The organism is Planotetraspora kaengkrachanensis (assembly GCF_016862895.1).
In the GTDB taxonomy this organism is placed as follows: Bacteria; Actinomycetota; Actinomycetes; order Streptosporangiales; family Streptosporangiaceae; genus Planotetraspora; species Planotetraspora kaengkrachanensis.
Genome location: NZ_BONV01000008.1, coordinates 71,987 through 93,904, shown reverse-complemented (window position 1 = coordinate 93,904; position 21,918 = coordinate 71,987). Strand labels below are relative to the sequence as shown.

The window sequence follows — 21,918 nt, the reverse complement described above, 5'->3', positions numbered from 1 at the left end:
CCGCGGGTCAGCCGTGGGTGGAGATCCCGCCGTCGACGGGGATGACCGCGCCGGTGAGGTAGGAGCCGGCGCGGGAGGCCAGATAGATGGCCGCGCCCGCCATGTCGTCCGGCCGGCCGATCCGTCCCAGCGGCACCGAGTTCTCGACCAGGGACCGCGTTCCCGGGTCGTCGAGGACGAACGCCATCATCTTCGACTCGAACGGGCCGGGCGCGATGGCGTTGACGGTGATCGACTCCGGGGCGAGCTGGTGGGCGAGGTGCCGGGTCAGCATGTGCACGCCGGCCTTGGCCGCCGAGTAGGCGTAGTTCTCCATGGCCGGGACGCGGATGCCGTCGATCGAGCCGACGTTGATCACGCGGGCCGGGTCGTCGGCCGACGCGGACGCCCTGAGCAGAGGAAGGAACCGGCGGGTCAGGAAGAAGATCCCCTTGACGTTGATGTTCCAGAGCTTGTCGAAGGCGTGCTCGGGATACTCCTCCAGCGGGGCGCCCCAGCTCGCTCCGGCGTTGTTGACGAGCACGTCGAGCCGGTCCTCGCGGGCCGAGACGGCCTCGAAGAGCGTCTCCACTCCCTCAGGTGTCGACAGGTCGGCCTGGACGGCCTGGCATCCGAGCTCCGCAGCCGTGGCCTCCAGCTCGTCCTTCTTGCGCGAGGAGATGTAGACCGTCGCGCCCGCGTCGAGGAAACCGGCCGCGATCATCTTGCCGATCCCGCGGGAGCCGCCGGTGACGACGACCGTCTTGCCTTCCACCGAGAACAGAGTCATGCCCGCAGCATACCGACCGGTCGGTCACGCGACAGGGCGATCTCGGCGGCGTTCGGGGCGGGGCGTCATCGAGATGGCGACGCGTCCTGGCGGGCGTGGGGGACCCGCCAGGACGCGCACCTCCCCGGCGGGAGGCTTCGACCCCGGCGAGGGTTGGGGTCGAAGCCTCGCTTGTTCGCGCGGAGTTCAGGGGGATCAGCCGTCCTCCGACTGCTGCTCCGGCACGCGGTAATGCCGCATTATCAGGCGTGTCGCGCCGTCGGGATCGTCGGACGGATGCGTGACCACCAGATCACCTTCGCTCCACACAAAGCATCCGTTCTTGCACCAGACGGTCAGTTCGGTAGATACCGACAGCACGGACATGCCGTTCCCGTTGCTCTGGTAGGTGTGGGTGAATCCCTGCCGATGCAGGGCGTAGCGAAGCAAACGCGTCGCCTCGCCGGGATCGCGCCAGGGCAGGTACGGCGTACCCGCGCGGACCGCTAGCACCGGCGCTCACCCCCATTTGATGGATTTGTACCAACGTTTGGATAATGCGCGGCCGAACGGGGTCAGGTCAAGGGGTTGTTCCCCGGCAGACCGAGATCGTCTAGATTTGTTGGAACAAAAGGGTAGATTGAGGAAAGATGGCACGATCATCGCTCTACCAACAGGTGGCCGCCGAAGTGCGCCGGGCCATCTATACGGGTGATCTCGCGCCAGGCGACCAGATACCGACCGAGACCGACCTCATGGAAATGCACGGCGTCAGCCGCAACACGGTACGGCTGGCACTGGGCGAACTGGAGAACGAGGGCCTCATCCTCCGGATGCGCCGGCGCGGAACGTTCGTGCGCGAACGCCGGCCTCTTCTCATGCGTCCCCAGGACGAGTTCCTCCCGCTCGACCAGAGCGAGCCCCGTTTCGACTCGTTCGTTCACGCGGTCACCTCGGAGGGCCGCCGGGCCGACCAGAACATCGAGGTCTCGATCGTCAAACCCCCGGAGGACGTCTCCATCCGGCTCGCCCTGGGCGACGACTCCCTCGCCGTCGTCCGCCGCCGTCTGCGTTTCGTGGACGGCCAGCCGTACAACACGTACGACTCGTACTTCCCGCTGGATCTCGTCGGAGACTCGGAGATCGCGAGGCCGGGGGACATCAAGCGCGGGGCCAACCGCGTACTGGCGGAGCTCGGGCATCACCAGGTACGGGCAGTCGACGATATTTCGGCACGTATGCCGACTCCGGATGAAGCATTGCAACTTCAGCTGGAACCGGGTACGCCAGTTGTCGTTTATGTCCGGGTTGGATATGACTCGGAAGATACGCCAGTGCGCGTCGCCGTGTCGGTTCTCCCCGCCGACAAGCACCTGATCAGATACGAGCTGGAACGCCATTGACGAAACACGGATGACCCCTCGCCGGAGGGGTCGTCTCTGGCTGTGCGCCCGCCGCGAGCGATCACCGCGCAACGCCCGGGCACCCTGATGCTGCTCACCTCCCTTCGCTGACGCGGCCGCCGTGCGGCGCGCGGCCGTCACTCTTCGTGTTCACATCAACTCGCTCAGCACCGGAAGGACTCACTCATGCCCACGAACACCCTTGATCTGCCCGCCGAACTCACGCTCCGTCGCGCGACGGCGAGCGATCTGCCGACCGTGCTCACACTCCTGGCCGAGGCGGCGAAGTGGCTGAACGCCGCCGGGGTGCGGCAGTGGCCGGACGGCGGCTTCCCGGCCGCGCGGATCGAGCCCCTGATCGACCAGGGCGTGATGTACCTGCTGGACGACGGGATCGATCCCGTCCCCGCCGCGACCATGGCGGTGGACGCCCACGCCGACCCGGAGTTCTGGTCGGCGCCCGACCGGCCGCACGACGCCCTGTACGTGCACAAACTCGCCGTCAGCAGGGCCTACTCGGGCCAGGGGCTCGGCGAGGTGCTGCTGGGCTGGGCGGTCGCGCGCGCGGCCCGGACGGGCAGGAGGTGGCTGCGCCTCGACTGCGCCAAGGACAACACCCGGTTGCAGGCGTACTACCGCGGGCTCGGGTTCCGCCACGTGCGCACGGTGGACCTGCCGCACCGGGCCTCCGGCGCTCTCTTCGAGCGGCCCGCCGGCGAGACCGGGTACGGCCGCGCCCTTGACACCGAGGCTCACAAGGAGTTGATCCAGGTCTGAACAGGGGCGGATGCCGTACGGCGTCTCAAAGGGACCCGATACTGTTCGCATCATGACCGGATCTCTCCTGGAAGTGATCGCGCTGGACGTGCGCGACGCGGTGGCCGCCGAGGAGGGCGGCGCTGACCGCCTGGAGATCGTGGCCGACATGAGCTCCGACGGACTCACCCCCTCGGCGGAGACCGTGGCGGCGATCGCGGCGGAGTGCGGGCTGCCCCAGATGGTCATGCTGCGCCGCAACGCGGGTTTCGGTGTGACGGGCGAGGAACTGGACCGGCTGCGCCGCGACGCCAAGGAGCTGTCCGAGGCGGGCGCGGCCGGCTTCGTCTTCGGGTTCCTCACCGGTGACGGCGTCGTGGACCTGCTCGCCACAGAGGCGCTGATCCACGCCGTCGCGCCGCTGCCGTGGACGTTCCACCGCGCCGTCGACCACGCCGCCGACGTCCGCGCGGCCTGGCGCGCCGTACGGCTCCTGCCCAACCTCTCCACCGTCCTCACGGCGGGATCGCCCGACGGAGTGGGAGACGGCCTGGCGGTCTTACGCGCCAGGGCCGAGGCGGGTGACGGGCCGCTCGCGCTCGCCGGGGGAGGGCTCAGGACCGAGCACGTGCCCGTGCTGCTCAATTACGGCATCAGAGCCTTCCACGTCGGCAGCGCCGTCCGGGACTCGTGGAGCCTGCCCGTCGACCCGGCCCGCGTCCGCGCGTGGCGGGAGCTCGTGGACCTCGCCTGAGATCCGCCGCGCGGCGGGCCGCGCGGTGCTCCCGTGACGCCGCCGGGCGGGCTCGGCGCGGACGCGGGTCAGGACAGCGCGTGGTCGGCGCGGGCGAGGGCCGCCATCATGGTCTTGACCGTCGCGGGCTCGTCCAGCGCGCCGCCAACCGCGGTGCGCTCGTCCTCCCAGGCGGAGATCCGTTCGGCGTAGGCCTCGTAACACTTGTAGTGGAAGGCGTAGACGGTCGCGAACCGGCTGACGAGATGGGACGGATGCATGTCCCAGCCCTGGTAGTAGCCGTGCGCCAGCGAGTGCCGCACCAGGGCGGAATGCCGCCGGAGGAGATCGCCGACGTCCTCGGGGGAGTCGGAGGCCGGAGCAGCCGCGAGCGAACCGTCCGAGAGCTCCACCCCGGTCCCGGCCAGGGCCGTCTGCATGACGTGCCTGGCGTGGTCGCAGGCGGGATGATCGAGCCGCTGCTCGTGCGGGGGCAGGCCGATCGCGGCGGTGTAGTCGAAGACGCCGAAGTGCGCCGCCGCCAGCCGTCCGCCCAGCGAGGGGACGAGGTCGGCGGAGCGCTGGAGGAACATCACCGTCTGCGGCGCCTCCACCTGCATCTCGAACCTGAGCGTGCCCGGGGCGAGGCGCAGGGACCGCTCGAGCGCCTCCAGGCACCCGGCGAACTGCCCGAGGTAGTCCTCGACGAGGACCTTGGGGAACGTCACGGTGAACCCGGCGGGCAGTTCTCCGGTGCGCTTCAGGACCTCGGTCAGGAAACCGTCCAGTGTGCGGAGCGACCGTCCCGGGTCCCCGTCGGCGAAGGACTTGACCCGCGGCCCCCAGCGCCGGGGCAGCGCGCCCGCCTCGTGCATCGCCGCGATCGCAGCGGCGGCGCTCTCGACGTGGTGGTCCTCCTCGTCCCACGGCCGGAAGCCGTAGCCGTCCTCGAAGTCGACGCGCAGGTCCTCGATCGGCTCCGCGGCGAGCTTCCTGCGCACCCGGTCGTGGACGGGGGTCGCGAGGTCGATGTCGAGATCGAACAGCGAGGCCAGCTCCGCGGGGGCGAATACGTGCCGGTGCAGCAGGTCCATGGCGGCCTGCCGCCATTCGGTCACGGTCCCCGGCGTCACCCGGTCGGCCGGGACGTAGACCGTGTGCACCGGCTGCCAGGCGATCTCCCGGGCGGGGTAGCGCTCCGACTGCCGCCGGTGGGCCGCGTGGAAACCCTCGATCAGCTCGTCCGGCGCGGCCAGCGTCGTGTCCATGGTCACGATCCTCGCAGAGTCCGCCGCGATCAGGGCCGCCCGTCCGGCGCGGGTTGGGCGACCCGCCCGCAGGCGGCGAGCATGGCTGCGCGGCCCACCAGCTTGACGCGTTCTCCCCGCTTCAGCGACGTGGCCAGCTCGGCCTCCGCGGTCTCGATCGCGAGCCAGTCCTGGTAGGTCAGGGGCGTCACGCCGCGGGCGCTCAGCAGGTCGTCGAGCCGGGCCCGGGCCGTCCCCGGCGTCGTCTCGGCCAGCAGCGTGCGGACGGTCTCCGCGGCGTCGGACTTGTTGGTCCCGATCACCCCGGTCGGCCCCCGCTTGAGCCAGCCGGCCACGTACTGCCGGTCGGACACCCTGCCGGCCACGTTGGGCACGGTCATCGTCGAACTGTCGAAGGGCACCCCGGCCAGCGGGACGCTCTGGTAGCCGACCGATCGCATCACCATGTCGGCGGGGATGGTCTCGAACTCGCCCGTCCCCACGACCCGGCCGTCACGCAGCAGCGTCCGCTCGAGCCGGATGCCCTCGACGTGGGAGACGCCCAGGATCTCGACCGGGCGCAGCCAGAAACGCACCTCCAGGCGCCGCGGCCGGTCCGAAGGCACGCGTCCCGACCACGCCTGCAGGACGTCGACGTTCCCCCGGGTCTGGCGGGACAGGGTGGTCAGATCCTCGACCTTCACCTCGTGGGGGAAGGTGAGGACGTCGGCGTTGATCAGCTCGCCGAGCTCACGCAACTCCTTGAGGGTGAACTTGGCGTGCTCCGGGCCCCTCCTGCCGACCATGTGGATGCGCCGGACCCGTGACTCCTCCAGGCGCCGCATGACCTCCTCGGGTACGTCGGTTCCCCGCAGTTCCGCGGCGCCCTTGGCGAGCACGCGGACGACGTCGACCGCGACGTTGCCGACGCCGATGACCACCACGTCCTCGGCGTCGAGGGTGAAGGCGTCCGGCGGCACGTCGGGGTGCCCGCAGTACCAGTTGACGAAGTCGGTCGCGGCGACGCTCCCAGGAAGGTCCTCGCCGGGGACGCCGAGGTGCCTGTCCACCATGGCGCCCGTGCAGTAGACGACGGCGTCGTAGCACGACAGCAGTTCGTCCGCCGACACGTCCGAGCCGAACTCGACGCCGCCGAGGAAACGGACGCCCGGGCTCTCGAGCACGCGGCGGAGGTATCCCGCGATCGACTTGATCGAGGTGTGGTCGGGGGCCACGCCGTACCGCACGAGGCCGTAGGGGGTCGGCAGGCGCTCGATCACGTCGATCTCCACCGGCCCCTGGGCCTGTTTGATCAGCGCTTCCGCCGTGTAGATCCCTGCCGGACCCGATCCGACGACCGCCACGCGCAACGCCATCATGGCCTCCACAGTGCCAGCGTCCTCCTCGTGATTCTCAGGCATCGGCACCCCTCCCGGCCAGAACCCGGGAGCGCGATCTTGCGCGGCGTCGCGCCGTTGCCGTCCCACGCCCGGTCATCGCCGGCCGGCGGGGCCGTCCAGGCGCGTCATCGGCTGCGGTCTCCCCGTGCCGAGATCGCGCGCGGACACGCTGAACAGCCCTCCCGCGTCGACCGCGAACGTGATCTCGATCTGCGGGCGGCCGCGCGGAGCGGCGACGATTCCGGTCACCTCGTACCTGCCCAGCTCCGTGGCGGAGGCGACGCGCCCGTCGTTCCCCTGGAAGACCGCGATCTTGATCGATTCCTGGGCGTCCTCGGCCGTGGTGAAGATCTCCGCCCGGCTCGCCGGGAGCACCGTGCCGCGCTCGATGACCGGCGTGAGCGTGCCGCCCCTGGTCTCGATGCCGATCGAACTGGTCAGACGGTTCGCGGGGACGCGTTCCGCCGGCTCGTCCGCGGGTGCTCCCGCCAGGAGGGCGGCGCCGAGGACGACGGCCTCGTCGGGGCCGGCGGCGATGGGCTCCCTGCCGGTCAGCTCCCTGACCAGCGCGGAGAAGGCGGGCATCCGCGTCGCACCGCCGGCCAGCACCACGTGGGCGACGTCGGACATCCTGACCCCCGCCTGCTTGACGACCTGGTGGAAGGGGGCTCTGCAACGATCGAGCAGGTCAGCCGTGATCAACTCGAACTCGCCCCTGGTCAGGGTCTGATCCAGGAACGACGGGAATCCCTGGCGGGTCCTTCTGTAGGCCGTGTGCACGCTGGTCTGCGACCTGTCGGACAGCTCGATCCTGGCCCTCTCCGCCGCCTCTGCGAGGCGCCGGAGAGCCTGCTCGTCGCCGGACATGTCGACATCGTGCAGGACCCTGTAGCGCTTCAGGAGCTCGTCGACGAGACGCCTGTCCCAGTCGTCGCCGCCCAGGCGGGCGTCGCCGCTCGCCGCACGCACGTGCACGCCGCGGGGGCCGACGTCGAGCAGGGACACGTCGTACGTGCCGCCGCCGAGGTCGAAGACCAGGACCGTCTGCTCCTTCCCCGCGCCGAGCCTGTTCAGCCGGTGAGCCATGGCCGCGGCGACGGGCTCGTTGGCGATGCGGAGCACGTTGAGGCCCGCGATCTCGCCGGCCTCCCTGGTGGTCCGCCGCTCGGGCTCGCCGAAGCAGACCGGGACGGTGATCACCGCGCCGGTGACGCTCTCGCCCAGGCGGGCCTCGGCGTCCTCCTTGAGCTTGCGCAGGATGAAGGCGCTGATCTGCTGGGGCGCGAACGTCCTGCCGTCGATCTCGACGGTCCGGCCGGTGCCCATCAGGCGCTTGACCGAACGGACGGTGCGTCCGGGATTCACCACGGCCTGCCGCCTGGCGGCCCCGCCGACGAGGACCTCGCCGGTGTCGGTGAAGGCGACGACGGACGGGGTGGTCCGTGCGCCCTCAGCGTTGACGACGACGCTCGGCGAGCCGCCCCTGAGGATCGCCACGGCGGACTCGGTGGTTCCCAGGTCGATGCCCACCACGCGCCGCGTCTTGCGCCGGTCCCAGATCCGCTCGCCCATCGGCCCTCTCCTCCGCGCGGTCTCCGGACGGTGAGACGCACGTGGTGAGTATCACGTCCGATCGTTATTTGAGCAATGCGGCGAAATTTCCTGTCAAACAATGCATCCTTCGAATAAAGGTTGTCATTCGTTTATTTGACGGAAAGGCGGGCTCGGCCCTCGGGGTGGCCGCAAAGGTCGTTTCCGGTCGCGACTTTTCCGTCCGGCCGGGCCCGTTCCCTGACCCCGTCGTGCGCCGCCGCACGGGCGTGCATCGGGCGGAGGGCGTGGACGTGCGGTTCTTTCACGTCCGAGTCCCGCCGCTGTCCGGCCCGGCCGGGAGCGGCGCAGACCACGAGAGCTCCTGCCGCGGCCCAAAAGACGGCAACTCCAGGACGAGGGGGCCGATAGATGAAACCCTCCGAGGCATGACGGCACTCCGCGGGGGGCGGGACGAGATCGGGCCGCAGGCGGCCTTCGATCGTGACGACGCCCGGACACCGAATGCACGGCGGTACGAGGCATTAGGCCGCGTCATGGCCGTACTGGCGGGTGAGGCAGAGATGCTCGAGGCCTGCCGCGATCTCGCCTGGTGGCGGGGGAGCGACCACTCCTGGCACATCGAGTGGCGGGACGGGCCGAACGCCTCAGAGGTGGCGGCGCTGCTGGTGGAACGCGTCCAGGAGCCGGGATTCGCCGGCTCGCTGGCCGGGCCGGCCGGCCTCGTGACCGCCTCCATGGCGACACTGGACGTGATGGGCGTGAGCTTCGTGTTGCGGGCCGTCGACCCGATCGGTATGACCCGCCTGCGGGCGCGCCCGGGGTTGTGGCGTATGTCGGCGACGCTCGACGGCGCGGTGACGGCGGGCAGGCGCGTCACCCCGCGCAGGCAGTGGGAGGAGCTTCTCGGCGGCTGACGCCCCGGGGGACGTTTTTCCAGGGGCGCCGCGTGGCCGGGACTGGATACCCTTGGTGCACGTCGTACTCACGTCGTCTCTCAGGCGCCGGTCTCCGCGAGCTTCCCGCAGGACGCGGCATGAGAGCTCTCACGAGCAAGGAGTAGCCGTGCTACTGCGTATGTCGACCCTGTTCCTGCGCACCCTGCGTGAGGATCCGGCGGACGCGGAAGTGCCGAGCCACAAGCTGCTCGTCCGCGCCGGATACGTCCGCAGGGTCGCCCCCGGAATCTACTCCTGGCTGCCGCTCGGCAAGATCGTCCTGGAGAACGTCGCCCGGGTCGTCCGCGAGGAGATGAACCGGATCGGCGCCCAGGAGGTGCTCTTCCCCGCGCTGCTGCCCCGCGACTACTACGAGGCGACCGGCCGGTGGACCGAGTACGGCGACACGCTGTTCCGCCTCAAGGACCGCAAGGGCGCCGACTACCTCCTCGGGCCGACCCACGAGGAGATGTTCACCGACATGGTCAAGGGGGAGTACTCCTCCTACAAGGACTATCCGGTGACCCTCTACCAGATCCAGACGAAGTACCGCGACGAGGCACGTCCCCGGGCCGGCATCCTGCGCGGGCGCGAGTTCGTCATGAAGGACTCCTACTCCTTCGACCTCGACGACGACGGCCTCAAGCGCTCCTACGAGATGCACCGCGAGGCCTACATCCGGATCTTCGAGCGGCTCGGCATCGACTACCGCGTCGTCTTCGCCATGTCGGGCGCCATGGGCGGATCGGCGTCCGAGGAGTTCCTGGCCAAGGCGCCCACGGGTGAGGACACGTTCGTGGCCTGCCGCAACTGCGACTACGCGGCCAACGCCGAGGCGGTCGTCACGCCCGCCCCGCCGGCCGTCAGGACCGCGCAGCCCGCGCTCGAGGTGCTCGACACGCCGAACACGCCCACCATCGAGTCCCTCGTCGACCACGTCAACGAGCATTTCGGCCTCGGGATCACCGCGGCGGACACCTTGAAGAACATCGTGGTCAAGGTCCGCACGCCGGGATCGGACAAGCTCGAGACGCTGATCATCGGCGTTCCCGGTGACCGTGAGATCGACTTCAAGCGGCTGGAGGCCTTCCTCGCGCCCGGCGTGCCGGAGATCTTCGAGGCGGAGGACTTCGTCCGTCACCCCGGCCTCGTGCGCGGCTACATCGGCCCGCAGGTCCTCAAGTCGCTCGGCATCCGCTACCTCGTCGATCCCCGCGTGGTCGAGGGCTCGGCGTGGGTCACCGGCGCCAACCAGCCCGGCAAGCACGCCGCCCACGTGGTCGCGGGACGCGACTTCGAGGCCGACGGCACGATCGAGGCGGCCGAGGTCAGGGCCGGGGACGCGTGCCCGCGCTGCGGCCACCCCCTGTCGATCGACCGGGGCATCGAGATCGGCCACATCTTCCAGCTCGGCCGCAAGTACGCCGACGCGGCGGGGCTCGACGCGCTCGGCCCCGACGGCAAGCCGATCCGGATCACCATGGGCTCCTACGGTGTGGGCGTCTCGCGTGCCGTGGCCGTCCTGGCCGAGCAGCGGCACGACGAGCTCGGTCTGGTCTGGCCGCGTGAGGTGGCCCCCGCCGATGTGCACATCGTCGGGACCGGCAAGGAGAACCAGATCGAGGTGGCCGCCCAGCTCGCGGAGACGCTGGAGGCGCGCGGTCTGCGCGTCCTGGTCGACGACCGTCCCGGGGTGTCCCCGGGCGTGAAGTTCAAGGACGCCGAGCTGCTCGGGCTGCCCACGGTCCTCATCGTCGGGCGCGGGCTCGCCCAGGGCGTCGTGGAGCTGCGCGACCGTGCGGCGGGGACCAAGCAGGAGATCCCGCTCGACGAGGCCGTGGACCGCGTCCTCGCGGCCGCCCAGGCCTGATCACCCGGTCGCCGCGCCGGGTCACTGGGCGGCGACCGGCTCCGAGGCGATCGGCGTGGGGTCGATCGTCTCGGTGGTCGCGCTCGTATCTCCGGTGCCGTCGGTGGCCTCGTCAGTGGTGTCGCCAGTGGTGTCGTCCGTCTCCTCGCCCGCGCCGTCCGGCTGCGCGGGTGAGGCAGTCTGCCCGGGCATCCCGGGGAACGCGGTGACCGCGGGCTGCCAGCCGTACGCGCGGGTGGCGGACTCCTGGGCGGCCAGCGCGGCGACGCGGCGGACGGCCGCGTCGGCGTCGGCCGCCAGTTCGAGATAGGCGGTGACGAGCCGCTGTTCGACGACCACGGCGAGGCGTACGGCGTCGGAAGAGGTCGTCACCTCGAACGGCAGCCGGTAGGTCGGGGCCGGCTCGGCCGGTTCCACGCCCCGCTGGTTGATCAGCGCGCGCAGCTGGTCGCGCCGGGCCCGATGCGCGTCGAACGACGTCGTGGCCCTGGCGCGCAGCTTGCCCGTCGTCTTCGCGCCGATCACGCCGTAGGCGTACACCGCGGCGTGCTCGGCGGCCAGGGCCTTCGCGAGGGGATCAGCCACGCAGACCTCCCAGAGCCATCACGTGGACGGCCTCGCACGCCCCGACGCTGGCGAGCAGCTGGGAGAGGGCGGGAGAGGCCTGGGCCATCTGCGCGGGCCGCCCTGCCGCCGCCTTGCGCTCCGCGTCGCGCAGCTTCTTGACGGAGACGGCGGACGTCGGCGCCGGCGACGGGGTTCCCGCCGCGGAGGGGGTCGCCGCGGCGTCGGCGGGGAGGAGCTTGCGGAAGGCCGCCAGATGGGCGGCGTGGCGTTCCTGGAACGGCGCGAGCGCGGACGCGGGCACGTTCTCGGAGAGCGTCCCCCGCTGGTAGAGCTCGATCATCTGCTCCTTCGCCGCGATGAGCGACCTCAGCAGCACCACCTGGGGATCCACCGGTTTCGGCGCGGCCGGCCCGGAGGACATCGACGAGCAGCCGGAGACGAGCAACCCGGATACGGCCGTGCCCAGCAGGGCACGCCTCGTGACGTGTCCCCCGGTTGTGTGCTCCACGTCATAGATCGTACGGCTCGGCACCCAGTGGTCACCGCCTGACACGGATGGTCGTGCGTGTGGTGGGCAGCCGCCGGGTGTGGCGCTCTTTCCGCCCCGCAGTGTCGATAGGCTGTTGGCACATCGGGCGAGTCAAACGAACAAATGGGAGGTCGGTATGGGCGACGGAGCTCGACGCGACCGCCTTGAGAAGTTGCTCGGCCCGGTGGTCGCCGCCGACGGATTCGATCTCGAGGACGTCACGGTCACTCCGGCGGGCAAGCGCAGGCTGGTGCGTGTGGTGGTCGACCGCGACGGCGGCGTGAGCCTCGACGACGTGGCCGAGGTCAGCCTGTCGATCTCCAAGGAGCTCGACGCCGCGGACCCACTGGGCTCGGCGCCCTACGTCCTGGAGGTCACCTCCCCGGGAGTCGACCGTCCGCTCACGGAGCCGCGCCATTGGAGGCGCGCGACCGGCCGCCTGGTCAAGGCGGAGCTGAAGGACGGCACGTCGGCCGAAGGCCGCGTGACCGGCGCCGACGATTCCGGCGTCGAGCTGGACGGGACGCGCCGCCTCGGGTTCGAGGAACTGGTCAGGGGTCGTGTGCAGGTCGAGTTCAGCCGTGCGGCCGATCTCGACGACGACGCGGACGACGGCCTGGACGACCTCGGCGACGACGACATCGACGACGAGGGCTAGGGGGAACCTTGTGGACATTGACATGAGCGTCCTGCGCAGCCTGGAGCGGGAGAAGGACATCTCCTTCGACCTGGTCGTCAAGGCGATCGAGGACGCGTTGCTGATCGCTTACTTCCGCACGGAGGGCGCGGCGCAGAAGGCGCGTGCCGAGCTCGACAGGGTCTCGGGACACGTGACGATCTGGGCCGCGGAGCTCGACGAGGGCGGCGAGGTCGCCAGGGAGTACGACGACACTCCGGGCAACTTCAGCCGGATCGCCGCCACGACGGCCAAGCAGGTCATCCTCCAGCAGTTGCGCGACGCGGAAGACGAGATCAACTTCGGTGAGTTCGCCAGCCGTGAGGGCGAGCTGGTCGCCGGCATCATCCAGCAGGGCAAGGACCCGCGCGTCGTGCTGGTCGACCTCGGCAAGATCGAGGCGATCCTCCCGCACAACGAGCAGGTCCCCGGTGAGGAGTACGTCCACGGCGAGCGCCTGCGGTGCTACGTCGTGCAGGTGAAGAAGGGGCCGAAGGGTCCCTCCGTGACCCTGTCGCGCACCCACCCGAACCTGGTGAAGAAGCTGTTCGCCCTGGAGGTGCCGGAGATCGCCGACGGCACGGTGGAGATCGCGGCCATCGCCCGTGAGGCGGGCCACCGCACGAAGATCGCGGTGAGGTCCAGGAAGCCCGGAGTGAACGCCAAGGGCGCCTGCATCGGGCCGATGGGATCCCGTGTCCGGAATGTGATGACCGAGCTCCACGGCGAGAAGATCGACATCATCGACTGGTCGGACGATCCGGCCGAGTTCGTCGGGAATGCGCTCTCGCCCGCACGTGTTTCGCGTGTCGAGGTGATCGACCTGGACGGCCGGGTGGCGCGGGTGACCGTGCCCGACTACCAGCTGTCGCTGGCCATCGGCAAAGAGGGGCAGAACGCCCGCCTCGCCGCGCGCCTGACCGGATGGCGCATCGACATCCGGTCGGACGCTCAGGAGGTACCGGCTGATCCCGCTGATGCCTCGGCAAGGTAAGCTGGAGAGCGGTGACCAGGCTGCCCCACTGCGAACATGTGTGGGGTGCCGGGTTCGCACGGTAAAGTCCGAGTTGCTCCGCCTGGTAGTGGTCGATGACGTCATCGTCCCCGACCTACGAGGACGGCTTCCTGGGCGTGGTGCTTCGTTGCATCCGTCTCTGGGCTGTCTGGAGCTCGCCGAACGCCGCCGGGCGTTCTCTCGCGCGTTCCGCGCGCAGAGGGCGCTCGATGTGGCGCGTCTGCGTGCTCACCTCGAGGGGCTTGACTGAGGGTAAGTGCCGGGTGAATGGTTACCGCTGGCCCCTGAATTCGGCCTGGGGCCGACGCACGAAGAACTGTCATGTAGGACGCCGAGTTGAATGGGCGGAGTCAGATTGCTATGAGCGCCTGATGAGCACGCGGCGATGAGTATGTCCAGGTAGCGACGGTCCGGCGGCACTGCGAGCCTCCCGGGCCGAGTTAGGGAGTGCAGTGGCGAAGGTCCGTGTGTACGAACTCGCCAAGGAGTTCGGGGTAGAGAGCAAGGTCGTGATGGCCAAGCTCACCGAGATGGGCGAGTTCGTTAGGTCGGCGTCTTCAACGATAGAGGCGCCGGTCGTCCGCAAGCTAACAGAGGCGTTCGGCAAGGGCGACGCCTCCCGGGGTGGCGGCAAGCCTTCCCCGCGTCCGGCGCAGCCGAGGCCCACGCCGAGGCCGGCCGAGAGCCTGGCCGGTGGCGCCCCGTCGGCGTCGCTTTCCCCGTCGGCCGACGTGGTGGCGAAGCCGGGCCCCAAGCCGGGTCCGCGGCCTGCGCCGCGTCCGGTTCCCATGCCCCATCCGGCCCAGCCGGCTCCGCAGCCGGAGATGCGCCAGCCCGAGGCGGCGCGTCCCGAGGCCGCGCGTCCCGAGGCCGACCGTCCCTCCGTCCAGCCTCAGCGTCCGGCCGCGTCCGGCGGCAGGCCGGCCGGACCCGGAGCGCCGAAGCCAGGCCCTCGGCCGGCACCGGCCCCCCGGCCCACGGGTGCCGCTCCAGGCGCGCCCACGGGCGGCGCCCCGCGTCCCGGTGGTCCCAAGCCGGGTCCCCGTGGCCCGCGTCCGGGCAACAACCCCTTCTCCTCGACCGCGAGCGGCATGGGTCAGCGCCCCGCGCGGCCCGGCAGCCGCGACGGCGCCGAGCGTCCCGAGCGGGGCGACCGGCCGGATCGCGGCGACCGTGGAGATCGCGGTCCCCGCGAGCCGCGTCGTGACGGCGGCCGTGACGGAGCCATGCCGCGTCCGGGGGGCGCACGCAGCGGCGGTCCCGGTGCGGGCGGTCCTCGTCCCGGTCCCGGCGCCGGTGGTCCTCGTCCCGGTCCCGGCGCAGGTGGTCCTCGCCCGGGTCCCGGCGCGGGTGGTCCTCGTCCCGGCGGTCCGCGTCCCAACCCGATGATGATGCCGCAGGGCCGTCCCGCCGGTCCCGGCGCCGGTGGTCCCCGTCCTGGCGGCGGTGGTCCCCGTCCCGGTGGCGGCGGCCGTCCCGGTCCCGGTGGCGGCGGTCGTCCGGGCGGCGGCTTCGGCGGTCCGCGCACCGGTGCCGCGGGCACCGGCCGTCCCGGTGGCCCCGGTGGCGGTCCCGGTGGCGGTGGCGGTGGCGGCGGCTTCGCCGGCCGTCCCGGTGGTGGCGGCGGCCGTGGTCGCGGCGGCGGTACGGCGGGTGCCTTCGGGCGTCCCGGCGGCCGGCCGACCCGTGGTCGCAAGTCGAAGCGCCAGAGGCGTCAAGAGTTCGACAACATGCAGGCCCCGGCGATCGGTGGCGTGCAGGCTCCGCGTGGCGGCGGGCAGACGATCCGCCTTCCGCGCGGCGCGTCCCTCGCCGACTTCGCCGACAGGATCGGCGCGAACCCCGCCTCGCTGGTGCAGATCATGCTGCACCTCGGCGAGATGGTGACCGCGACCCAGTCGGTCAACGAGGAGACGCTGCAGCTTCTCGGCGCCGAGCTCGACTACGTCGTCCAGGTCGTCAGCCCGGAGGAGGAGGACCGGGAGCTTCTCGAGTCCTTCAAGATCGAGTTCGGTGAGGACGAGGGTGACGAGGCCGACCTCGCGCCGCGTCCGCCGGTCGTGACCGTCATGGGTCACGTCGACCACGGTAAGACGAAGCTGCTCGACGCGATCCGCAACACCAACATCGTCGCCCGCGAGGCCGGCGGCATCACCCAGCACATCGGCGCCTACCAGGTGAAGGCCGTGCACGAGGGTGAAGAGCGGAAGATCACCTTCATCGACACCCCGGGTCACGAGGCGTTCACCGCCATGCGTGCCCGTGGTGCGCAGGCCACCGACATCGCGGTGCTGGTGGTCGCGGCCGACGACGGTGTGAAGCCGCAGACCATCGAGGCGCTCAACCACGCCCAGGCGGCGAACGTGCCGGTCGTGGTGGCGGTCAACAAGATCGACAAGGAGGGCGCGGACCCGACCAAGGTCCGGGCTCAGCTGACCGAGTACGGCCTGGTGGCCGAGGAGTTCGGTGGTTCCACGCTGTTCGTGGACATCTCCGCGAAGAACGGCACCGGCATCGACAACCTGCTCGAGGCCATCGTGCTGACCGCGGACGCCGAGCTGGACCTGCGGGCCAACCCGCACATGGACGCCCAGGGCCTGGCCATCGAGGCGAACCTCGACCGCGGCCGCGGTCCCGTGGCGACCGTGCTCGTGCAGCGCGGCACCCTGCGAGTCGGCGACTCGATCGTCTGTGGCGAGGCCTTCGGCCGCGTCCGGGCGATGCTGGACGACAACGGGGACACGGTCGAAGAGGCCGACCCGTCGCGTCCGGTCCAGGTGCTCGGCCTGACCGCCGTCCCCCGCGCCGGTGACAACTTCATCGTCGTCACCGACGACCGGATGGCACGCCAGATCGCCCAGCAGCGGGCGGCCCGGCAGCGCATCGCGGACATGGCCAAGTCCGGTCGCCGGCGCACTCTCGAGGAGCTGTTCAAGGACCTCGAGAAGGGCCAGGTCGACGAGCTCAAGCTCATCATCAAGGGTGACGTCTCCGGTTCGGTGGAAGCCCTTGAGGACGCGCTGCTCAAGATCGATGTGGGTGAGGAGGTCAACCTCCGCGTCCTGCACCGCGCCGTCGGTGCGATCACGGAGTACGACGTCAACCTCGCGATCGCCGACGACAACGCCGTCATCATCGGTTTCAACGTCCGCCCCGAGGTCCGGGCGCGCGACCTGGCCGAGCGCGAGGGCGTCGACATCCGGTACTACTCGGTCATCTACCAGGCGATCGAGGAGATCGAGGCGGCCCTGAAGGGCATGCTGAAGCCGGAGTTCGAAGAGGTCCAGACCGGTACCGCCGAAGTCCGCGAGGTCTTCAAGGTGCCGAAGATCGGCAACGTCGCCGGTGCGCTGGTCCGCTCGGGCACGATCACCCGCAACAGCAAGGCCCGCATCATCCGCGACGGTGTCGTCGTGGCCGACAACCTGACCGTCTCCTCGTTGCGGCGGTTCAAGGACGATGCGACCGAGGTCCGCGAGGGCTTCGAGTGCGGTATCGGTGTCGGATACAGCGACATCAAGATCGACGACGTCATCGAGACGTTCGAGATGCAGGAGAAGCCGCGCAGCTGACGCCTTCGGCCGCCGCCCTCACCGGGCGGCGGCCGAACCGTCTGACACGTGGACGTCACCCATGTATGTAGGTGCACTTTCCCTGGACATCCTGCTCGGCGACGTGCATTCGCTGAAGCAGAAGCGCTCCGTGATCCGCCCGCTCATCGCTGAGGTGCAGCGGCGGTTCCCCGGTGTGGCCGTGGCAGAGACCGGCCACCTGGACCTGCACCGCCGGGCGGAGATCGGCGTCGCCGTCGTCTCCGCGTCGGCGGCCAACTGCGACGAGGTGCTCGACGCGTGCGAGCGAGTGGTCGCCTACCACCCCGAGATCGAGTTGCTGTCCGCCCGGCAGCGGCTGTTCAACGACCACGAGGAATAGACCGGACGGCCGGCGCGTCAGCCGTACATCGAACGAGGGAGCGTGAGCATGGACGCAGCCCGCGCCAGGAAGCTGGCCGACCGCATCCAGCAGGTCGTCGCCGAGATGCTCGAGCGGCGGATCAAGGATCCGCGGCTCGGCTTCGTGACGGTGACGGACACGAGGATCACCGCTGATCTGAGCGACGCGACGGTGTTCTACACCGTGTTCGGCTCGGAGGCGGATCGCAGCGGCACCGCCGCCGCGCTGGAGAGCGCGAAGGGGATCATCCGGTCCGAGGTCGGCCGCCAGACCGGCCTGCGGCACACGCCGACGCTGAACTTCGTCCACGACCCGCTGCCCGACAGCGCACGCCACCTCGACGACCTGCTCGCCGTGGCCAAGGCCAGGGACGCGGAGATCGCCAAGCGGGCGGAGGGCGCCCAGTTCGCCGGCGACGCCGACCCCTACCGGTTCGACGACGAACTGGACGGCGAGGCCGACGAGGACGAGGACGAGATCTCGGACCGGGCGGGGCACCGCACAACGTGATCATGCACGGTACGGCCGTCGCCGAGACGGACTGGGAGCGGGCCGTCGAACTGGTCCGCGGCGCGGGCTCCGTCGCGCTCGCCTGCCATGTGTCCCCTGACGGAGACGCGCTCGGATCGATGCTGGGCTTCGGCCTGGCCCTCCGGCGGGCGGGCGTGGACGTCGTCGCCTCGTTCGGAGACCGCGGATTCGCGGTGCCCAGGCTGCTGCGGTTCCTCCCCGGCCAGGACCTCCTGGTGGAGCCGGCGGCCTATCCGCCGGAGCCGCCGCTGATGATCACGTTCGACGCCTCGACCATGGACCGGCTCGGCCTGCTCGTCCCCAACGCGGGCAAGGCCGGGGAACTGATGGTGATCGACCACCACGTCTCCAACACCGGATTCGGGACCCTGCACCTCGTCGACCCGTCTGCCGCCTCGACCACGGTGCTCGTGGAGGAGTTCATTCACAGGCTCGGGCTCGTGATCGACCGGGACGTCGCCGCCTGCCTCTACACGGGGCTGGTGACCGACACCGGGTCCTTCCGGTACTCGGCGACCACTCCCGCCGCCCACGTCATGGCCGGGCGGCTGATCGCCGCGGGCCTGCGTCCGGACGAGATCGCCCGCGAACTGTGGGACCGGTCGCCGTTCGCCTACCTGCGGGTGCTGGGCGCGGCGCTCGACCGCGTCGCGTTGGAGCCCGCGGAGGCCGCCGGTCACGGGATCGTGTGGACCTACGTGACGAGGGCCGACCGCGCCGCCCATGCCCTGCCGTACGACGAGGTGGAAGGTGTGATCGACGTCGTACGCCGGGTCGACGAGGCCGACGTCGCGGTCGTGCTGAAGGAGGCCGACGACGGCGTCTGGAACGTCTCGACCCGATCCAAGGGCGCCGTCGACGTGGGCAGGGCCTGCGCCGCCCTCGGCGGGGGAGGCCACGCGAGTGCCGCCGGCTTCTCCTCCCACGTGTCCCCGGAAGAGACGATGGCCTCCCTCCGCCCACACCTCCACCCCGCGTGATCATGCACAGGTTCGCGCGCAGGTCCCCCGACCTGCCCCAACCCCGTGCCGTGATCATGCACGGGTTCGGGCGCGACACTGCTGACCTGCCACGAACCAGTTCGTGATCATGCGCGAATTCCCGAACCTGCACCCCGACCTGCGTACCCTCGTTTCGTGACCATGCATTGGACCTCTCATGAGTACGGCTAGGCCGCGCCGGCCCGCGCCCCCCAGTGGGCTGATCATCGTCGACAAGCCGGCGGACTGGACGTCCCACGACGTGGTCGGCAAGATGCGCGGCATCGCCGGGACCCGCAAGGTGGGCCACGCGGGCACCCTGGATCCGATGGCGACCGGGGTCCTGGTGATCGGCGTGGAGAAGGCCACCCGGCTCCTCGGGCATCTCGCGCTCACCCAGAAGGTCTACGAGGCAACCCTGCGTCTCGGCGTCACCACCAGCACCGACGACGCCGAGGGCGAGGTGACCGCCACCACGCCCGCGGGGCACGTCGCGGAGGAGGACGTCCGCAAGGGGATCGCCGCGCTGACCGGTGAGATCATGCAGGTTCCCCCGCAGGTCAGCGCCATCAAGGTGAACGGTGAGCGGGCCTACAAGCGGGCGAGGGCCGGTGAGGAGGTCGAGCTCGCGGCCCGCCCGGTCACGATCCACGCCTTCGAGGTGACCGGGATCCGCCGGGAGGGGGAGACGGTCGACGTCGACGCCACCATCACCTGCTCAAGCGGCACCTACATCCGCGCCCTCGCGCGCGATCTCGGCTCCTCGCTCGGCGTGGGCGGCCATCTCACCTATCTGCGCCGCACGCGGGTAGGGCCGTACGGCATCGAGTCGGCGAAGACCATCGAGGACCTGTCACGAGAGTGCGTGATCCTGCCCATGGCCGAGGCGGTGGCCGCTGCGTTCCCCCGCAGGGACGTGTCGGAGGACGAGGCCCGGCTGGTCGCGCACGGAGGGCGCCTCGCCGCGGCGGGTCTCGGTCCCGGGCCCGTCGGGGTCTTCGGGCCCGACGGCACGCTGCTCGCGCTGGTCGAGGAGCGCGGAGGCGCCGCGAGGCCGCTCGCGGTCTTCGTGCCCTGACGCCGCAGGCGGGAACCTTGATCGCGGTCTCGCGCGAGACTGTTCAGGGGCTGGTTCCCGCAATCGCCGGAGGGCATGGCAGGCTTGTCTTCGGCCGGTTGGCGAAAGCCGTACAGGAATCGAGGTCGAAGTGCAGGGCTGGCACGGACTGGACGACGTCCCGGAAGACTGGGGCAGGTCCGTCGTCACGATCGGCGTGTTCGACGGCGTGCACCACGGGCATCAGCGCATGGTGGCCCAGGCGGTCGATCTGGCCCGCGACCTGGGCGTTCCCGCCGTCGCGGTGACCTTCGACCCCCATCCGGACGAGGTCGTGCGGCCGGGCAGTCACCCGCCGCAGCTGACCACCCCCCATCGGCGCACCGAACTGCTCGCCGAGCTCGGCGTCGACGCGGTGTGCGTGCTTCCGTTCACTCTCGAGTTCTCCCGGATGTCGCCGGACGAGTTCGTGCAGACCGCCCTGGTCGACCGGCTGCATGCGGCGGGGGTCGTGGTGGGGGAGAACTTCCGCTTCGGCCACAAGGCCTCCGGCGATATCGAGACATTGCGGACGCTGGGCGAAAAATACGATTACGTGATCGAGGGTGTGCCGCTGGTGGGCGACGGCGACGCCATCTCGTCGACCTTGATCCGCGAGAGGCTGGCCGCGGGCGACGTGGCCGGCGCGGCGGCGGCGCTCGGGCGGCCCCACCGCGTCGAAGGCGTGGTGGTCCGGGGCCACCAGCGCGGACGCGCGCTCGGCTTCCCCACCGCCAACGTCGAATCCCCTCAGCACACGGCGATCCCGGCCGACGGCGTTTACGCGGGGTGGCTCCAGTGCACGCAGGAGCCCTCGGCGTACGCGGGACAGCGGTGGCCGGCGGCGATCTCCATCGGCACGAATCCGACCTTCGACGGAGTCGCGCGCACGGTCGAGGCGTACGCCCTGGACCGCGACGACCTCGATCTCTACGGCGCCCACGTGGCGGTCGACTTCACCGAGCGGCTCCGTGACACGCTCAGATTCGACTCGATCGAGGATCTGATCGCCCAGATGCGCGCCGACGTCGACGCCGCCCGCCGCCTGACGGCCGGGGACGACCAGGCACGGTGACGGGAAGGCCCTGCGGTGGCGGCCGTCCGGGCCCTTCGGAGATCGCAAGTGTGCGGCCCGCTGAGCTGCGGTGGTAGCCTTGCATGTCAGCCACGTTCAGATGGTGTTCCACACCACATGGCTGGTCTGTCACGGCGACTGTAGGCACGCACGGTCGTTCGCGGGCTTGAGATCATGCCGCGTGCCTTCCCATGAGAAGGAGAAGCAGTGTCGCTTGACACCGCCACCACCAAGGCCATCGTCACCGAATACGGTACGGGCGAGGGCGACACCGGGTCCCCGGAAGTCCAGATCGCGCTGCTGAGCAAGCGCATCAGCGACCTCACCGAGCACCTGAAGACCCACAAGCACGACCACCACAGCCGTCGTGGCCTGCTCCTGCTGGTCGGCCGCCGTCGTCGGCTGCTCAAGTACCTGCAGGCCAAGGACATCACCCGCTACCGCAGCCTGATCGAGCGGCTTGGTCTGCGCCGATAGCGTGAGCGAGGAGCGGCGAGTCTTCGCCGCTCCTTTCCCGTAGCAGGCCACAATTGGGCCTGCTACGGGAAAGGCCCGGGAAACCGGTGGTCGAAAGATCCGGAACCGGGCCGACTGCGACAATTGAATAGCCGAGAGGGAGAGGGCACCGGACGGGTGCCTCGACCCGCCAGAACATGTGCCCCGCGTCCGCAAGCAAAGCAGCACGCGCGATCCCGCGGCGTGAGAGGGCCGGTCCTCGGTAGTGGCCCCCGGTAAGTACGGCGACAGCCGTACAGACGAACCGGGCGCTTCGATCGAAGACCGGCACTGCACCTGAACGGGGAGCCCGGCAACGGTAGGACGCGGGAGACCGACCCGAGAAGGAGGTCC

At 70.5% G+C, this 21,918-nt stretch carries 22 protein-coding genes; 15 read left to right on the top strand and 7 right to left on the bottom strand.

Annotation, left to right across the window (positions count from 1 at the left end; all coding sequences use genetic code 11):
• Positions 1 to 7: 7 nt before the first annotated feature.
• On the bottom strand, positions 8 to 769 hold the full coding sequence (locus Pka01_RS12110) for an SDR family oxidoreductase (RefSeq protein WP_203882789.1): 762 nt from the start codon (positions 767 to 769) through the stop codon (positions 8 to 10).
• 195 nt (positions 770 to 964) lie between these two features.
• Complete coding sequence (locus Pka01_RS12105; RefSeq protein WP_203882788.1) at positions 965 to 1,261, bottom strand: hypothetical protein; 297 nt, start codon at positions 1,259 to 1,261, stop codon at positions 965 to 967.
• 137 nt (positions 1,262 to 1,398) lie between these two features.
• On the opposite strand from Pka01_RS12105, the gene Pka01_RS12100 reads away from it, so the two are divergent.
• From Pka01_RS12100 to Pka01_RS12090, 3 genes are all read left to right on the top strand, one after another.
• The gene (locus tag Pka01_RS12100; RefSeq protein ID WP_203882787.1) at positions 1,399 to 2,151 is read left to right on the top strand and encodes a GntR family transcriptional regulator; all 753 of its coding nucleotides are present in this window, start codon (positions 1,399 to 1,401) and stop codon (positions 2,149 to 2,151) included.
• 186 nt (positions 2,152 to 2,337) lie between these two features.
• The gene (locus tag Pka01_RS12095) at positions 2,338 to 2,928 is read left to right on the top strand and encodes a GNAT family N-acetyltransferase (RefSeq protein WP_203882786.1); all 591 of its coding nucleotides are present in this window, start codon (positions 2,338 to 2,340) and stop codon (positions 2,926 to 2,928) included.
• A gap of 52 nt (positions 2,929 to 2,980) precedes the next feature.
• Positions 2,981 to 3,661 (top strand): copper homeostasis protein CutC, encoded by a 681-nt coding sequence (locus Pka01_RS12090; protein ID WP_203882785.1) that lies wholly within the window; start codon positions 2,981 to 2,983, stop codon positions 3,659 to 3,661.
• Positions 3,662 to 3,729: 68 nt separating this feature from the next.
• Here Pka01_RS12090 and Pka01_RS12085 read toward each other — a convergent pair whose 3' ends face one another.
• From Pka01_RS12085 to Pka01_RS12075, 3 genes are all read right to left on the bottom strand, one after another.
• Positions 3,730 to 4,908 (bottom strand): DUF6986 family protein, encoded by a 1,179-nt coding sequence (locus Pka01_RS12085; RefSeq protein ID WP_203882784.1) that lies wholly within the window; start codon positions 4,906 to 4,908, stop codon positions 3,730 to 3,732.
• Positions 4,909 to 4,937: 29 nt separating this feature from the next.
• Complete coding sequence (locus Pka01_RS12080; protein WP_239114919.1) at positions 4,938 to 6,308, bottom strand: FAD-dependent oxidoreductase; 1,371 nt, start codon at positions 6,306 to 6,308, stop codon at positions 4,938 to 4,940.
• Positions 6,309 to 6,380: 72 nt separating this feature from the next.
• The gene (locus tag Pka01_RS12075; protein WP_203882783.1) at positions 6,381 to 7,859 is read right to left on the bottom strand and encodes an Hsp70 family protein; all 1,479 of its coding nucleotides are present in this window, start codon (positions 7,857 to 7,859) and stop codon (positions 6,381 to 6,383) included.
• Positions 7,860 to 8,266: 407 nt separating this feature from the next.
• On the opposite strand from Pka01_RS12075, the gene Pka01_RS12070 reads away from it, so the two are divergent.
• Positions 8,267 to 8,755, top strand: a complete 489-nt coding sequence (locus Pka01_RS12070) for a hypothetical protein (protein WP_239114918.1) — start codon at positions 8,267 to 8,269, stop codon at positions 8,753 to 8,755.
• Positions 8,756 to 8,903: 148 nt separating this feature from the next.
• Positions 8,904 to 10,646 (top strand): proline--tRNA ligase, encoded by a 1,743-nt coding sequence (locus Pka01_RS12065; protein ID WP_203882782.1) that lies wholly within the window; start codon positions 8,904 to 8,906, stop codon positions 10,644 to 10,646.
• 21 nt (positions 10,647 to 10,667) lie between these two features.
• Here Pka01_RS12065 and Pka01_RS12060 read toward each other — a convergent pair whose 3' ends face one another.
• On the bottom strand, positions 10,668 to 11,231 hold the full coding sequence (locus Pka01_RS12060; protein ID WP_203882781.1) for a ferritin-like domain-containing protein: 564 nt from the start codon (positions 11,229 to 11,231) through the stop codon (positions 10,668 to 10,670).
• Complete coding sequence (locus Pka01_RS12055; protein ID WP_203882780.1) at positions 11,224 to 11,721, bottom strand: hypothetical protein; 498 nt, start codon at positions 11,719 to 11,721, stop codon at positions 11,224 to 11,226. Before Pka01_RS12055 ends, Pka01_RS12060 begins: the two co-directional genes overlap by 8 nt.
• Positions 11,722 to 11,878: 157 nt before the next feature.
• On the opposite strand from Pka01_RS12055, the gene rimP reads away from it, so the two are divergent.
• From rimP to rpsO, 10 genes are all read left to right on the top strand, one after another.
• The gene (gene rimP, locus Pka01_RS12050; RefSeq protein ID WP_203882779.1) at positions 11,879 to 12,400 is read left to right on the top strand and encodes a ribosome maturation factor RimP; all 522 of its coding nucleotides are present in this window, start codon (positions 11,879 to 11,881) and stop codon (positions 12,398 to 12,400) included.
• A 22-nt stretch (positions 12,401 to 12,422) separates the two neighbouring features.
• On the top strand, positions 12,423 to 13,412 hold the full coding sequence (gene nusA, locus Pka01_RS12045) for a transcription termination factor NusA (protein WP_203882778.1): 990 nt from the start codon (positions 12,423 to 12,425) through the stop codon (positions 13,410 to 13,412).
• Positions 13,396 to 13,683 carry a YlxR family protein gene (locus Pka01_RS12040; RefSeq protein WP_203882777.1) on the top strand — a complete coding sequence of 96 codons (288 nt, stop codon included), beginning with the start codon at positions 13,396 to 13,398 and terminating at the stop codon, positions 13,681 to 13,683. Before nusA ends, Pka01_RS12040 begins: the two co-directional genes overlap by 17 nt.
• A gap of 202 nt (positions 13,684 to 13,885) precedes the next feature.
• Entirely contained in the window at positions 13,886 to 17,005 is a 3,120-nt protein-coding gene (infB, locus tag Pka01_RS12035; protein ID WP_203882776.1) for a translation initiation factor IF-2, read from the top strand.
• A gap of 61 nt (positions 17,006 to 17,066) precedes the next feature.
• Positions 17,067 to 17,366 carry a DUF503 domain-containing protein gene (locus tag Pka01_RS12030; RefSeq protein ID WP_203882775.1) on the top strand — a complete coding sequence of 100 codons (300 nt, stop codon included), beginning with the start codon at positions 17,067 to 17,069 and terminating at the stop codon, positions 17,364 to 17,366.
• 48 nt (positions 17,367 to 17,414) lie between these two features.
• On the top strand, positions 17,415 to 17,897 hold the full coding sequence (rbfA, locus tag Pka01_RS12025) for a 30S ribosome-binding factor RbfA (RefSeq protein ID WP_203882774.1): 483 nt from the start codon (positions 17,415 to 17,417) through the stop codon (positions 17,895 to 17,897).
• A gap of 2 nt (positions 17,898 to 17,899) precedes the next feature.
• The gene (locus Pka01_RS12020) at positions 17,900 to 18,898 is read left to right on the top strand and encodes a DHH family phosphoesterase (protein ID WP_203882773.1); all 999 of its coding nucleotides are present in this window, start codon (positions 17,900 to 17,902) and stop codon (positions 18,896 to 18,898) included.
• Positions 18,899 to 19,076: 178 nt separating this feature from the next.
• Positions 19,077 to 19,976, top strand: a complete 900-nt coding sequence (truB, locus tag Pka01_RS12015) for a tRNA pseudouridine(55) synthase TruB (RefSeq protein ID WP_203882772.1) — start codon at positions 19,077 to 19,079, stop codon at positions 19,974 to 19,976.
• Positions 19,977 to 20,106: 130 nt separating this feature from the next.
• Positions 20,107 to 21,069, top strand: coding sequence for a bifunctional riboflavin kinase/FAD synthetase (locus Pka01_RS12010; RefSeq protein WP_203882771.1), 963 nt, complete (start codon positions 20,107 to 20,109; stop codon positions 21,067 to 21,069).
• Positions 21,070 to 21,276: 207 nt separating this feature from the next.
• Complete coding sequence (gene rpsO / locus Pka01_RS12005; protein WP_203882770.1) at positions 21,277 to 21,546, top strand: 30S ribosomal protein S15; 270 nt, start codon at positions 21,277 to 21,279, stop codon at positions 21,544 to 21,546.
• Positions 21,547 to 21,918 lie beyond the last annotated feature (372 nt).

What these genes read in the sequence shown, in the direction of transcription:
- Pka01_RS12110 (WP_203882789.1), bottom strand. Translation starts at nt 769, where the DNA reads ATGACTCTGTTCTCGGTGGAAGGCAAGACGGTCGTCGTCACCGGCGGC.
- Pka01_RS12100 (WP_203882787.1), top strand. Translation starts at nt 1,399, where the DNA reads ATGGCACGATCATCGCTCTACCAACAGGTGGCCGCCGAAGTGCGCCGG.
- Pka01_RS12095 (WP_203882786.1), top strand. Translation starts at nt 2,338, where the DNA reads ATGCCCACGAACACCCTTGATCTGCCCGCCGAACTCACGCTCCGTCGC.
- Pka01_RS12090 (WP_203882785.1), top strand. Translation starts at nt 2,981, where the DNA reads ATGACCGGATCTCTCCTGGAAGTGATCGCGCTGGACGTGCGCGACGCG.
- Pka01_RS12085 (WP_203882784.1), bottom strand. Translation starts at nt 4,908, where the DNA reads ATGGACACGACGCTGGCCGCGCCGGACGAGCTGATCGAGGGTTTCCAC.
- Pka01_RS12080 (WP_239114919.1), bottom strand. Translation starts at nt 6,308, where the DNA reads ATGCCTGAGAATCACGAGGAGGACGCTGGCACTGTGGAGGCCATGATG.
- Pka01_RS12075 (WP_203882783.1), bottom strand. Translation starts at nt 7,859, where the DNA reads ATGGGCGAGCGGATCTGGGACCGGCGCAAGACGCGGCGCGTGGTGGGC.
- Pka01_RS12070 (WP_239114918.1), top strand. Translation starts at nt 8,267, where the DNA reads ATGACGGCACTCCGCGGGGGGCGGGACGAGATCGGGCCGCAGGCGGCC.
- rimP (WP_203882779.1), top strand. Translation starts at nt 11,879, where the DNA reads ATGGGCGACGGAGCTCGACGCGACCGCCTTGAGAAGTTGCTCGGCCCG.
- nusA (WP_203882778.1), top strand. Translation starts at nt 12,423, where the DNA reads ATGAGCGTCCTGCGCAGCCTGGAGCGGGAGAAGGACATCTCCTTCGAC.
- Pka01_RS12040 (WP_203882777.1), top strand. Translation starts at nt 13,396, where the DNA reads ATGCCTCGGCAAGGTAAGCTGGAGAGCGGTGACCAGGCTGCCCCACTG.
- Pka01_RS12030 (WP_203882775.1), top strand. Translation starts at nt 17,067, where the DNA reads ATGTATGTAGGTGCACTTTCCCTGGACATCCTGCTCGGCGACGTGCAT.
- rbfA (WP_203882774.1), top strand. Translation starts at nt 17,415, where the DNA reads ATGGACGCAGCCCGCGCCAGGAAGCTGGCCGACCGCATCCAGCAGGTC.
- Pka01_RS12020 (WP_203882773.1), top strand. Translation starts at nt 17,900, where the DNA reads ATGCACGGTACGGCCGTCGCCGAGACGGACTGGGAGCGGGCCGTCGAA.
- truB (WP_203882772.1), top strand. Translation starts at nt 19,077, where the DNA reads ATGAGTACGGCTAGGCCGCGCCGGCCCGCGCCCCCCAGTGGGCTGATC.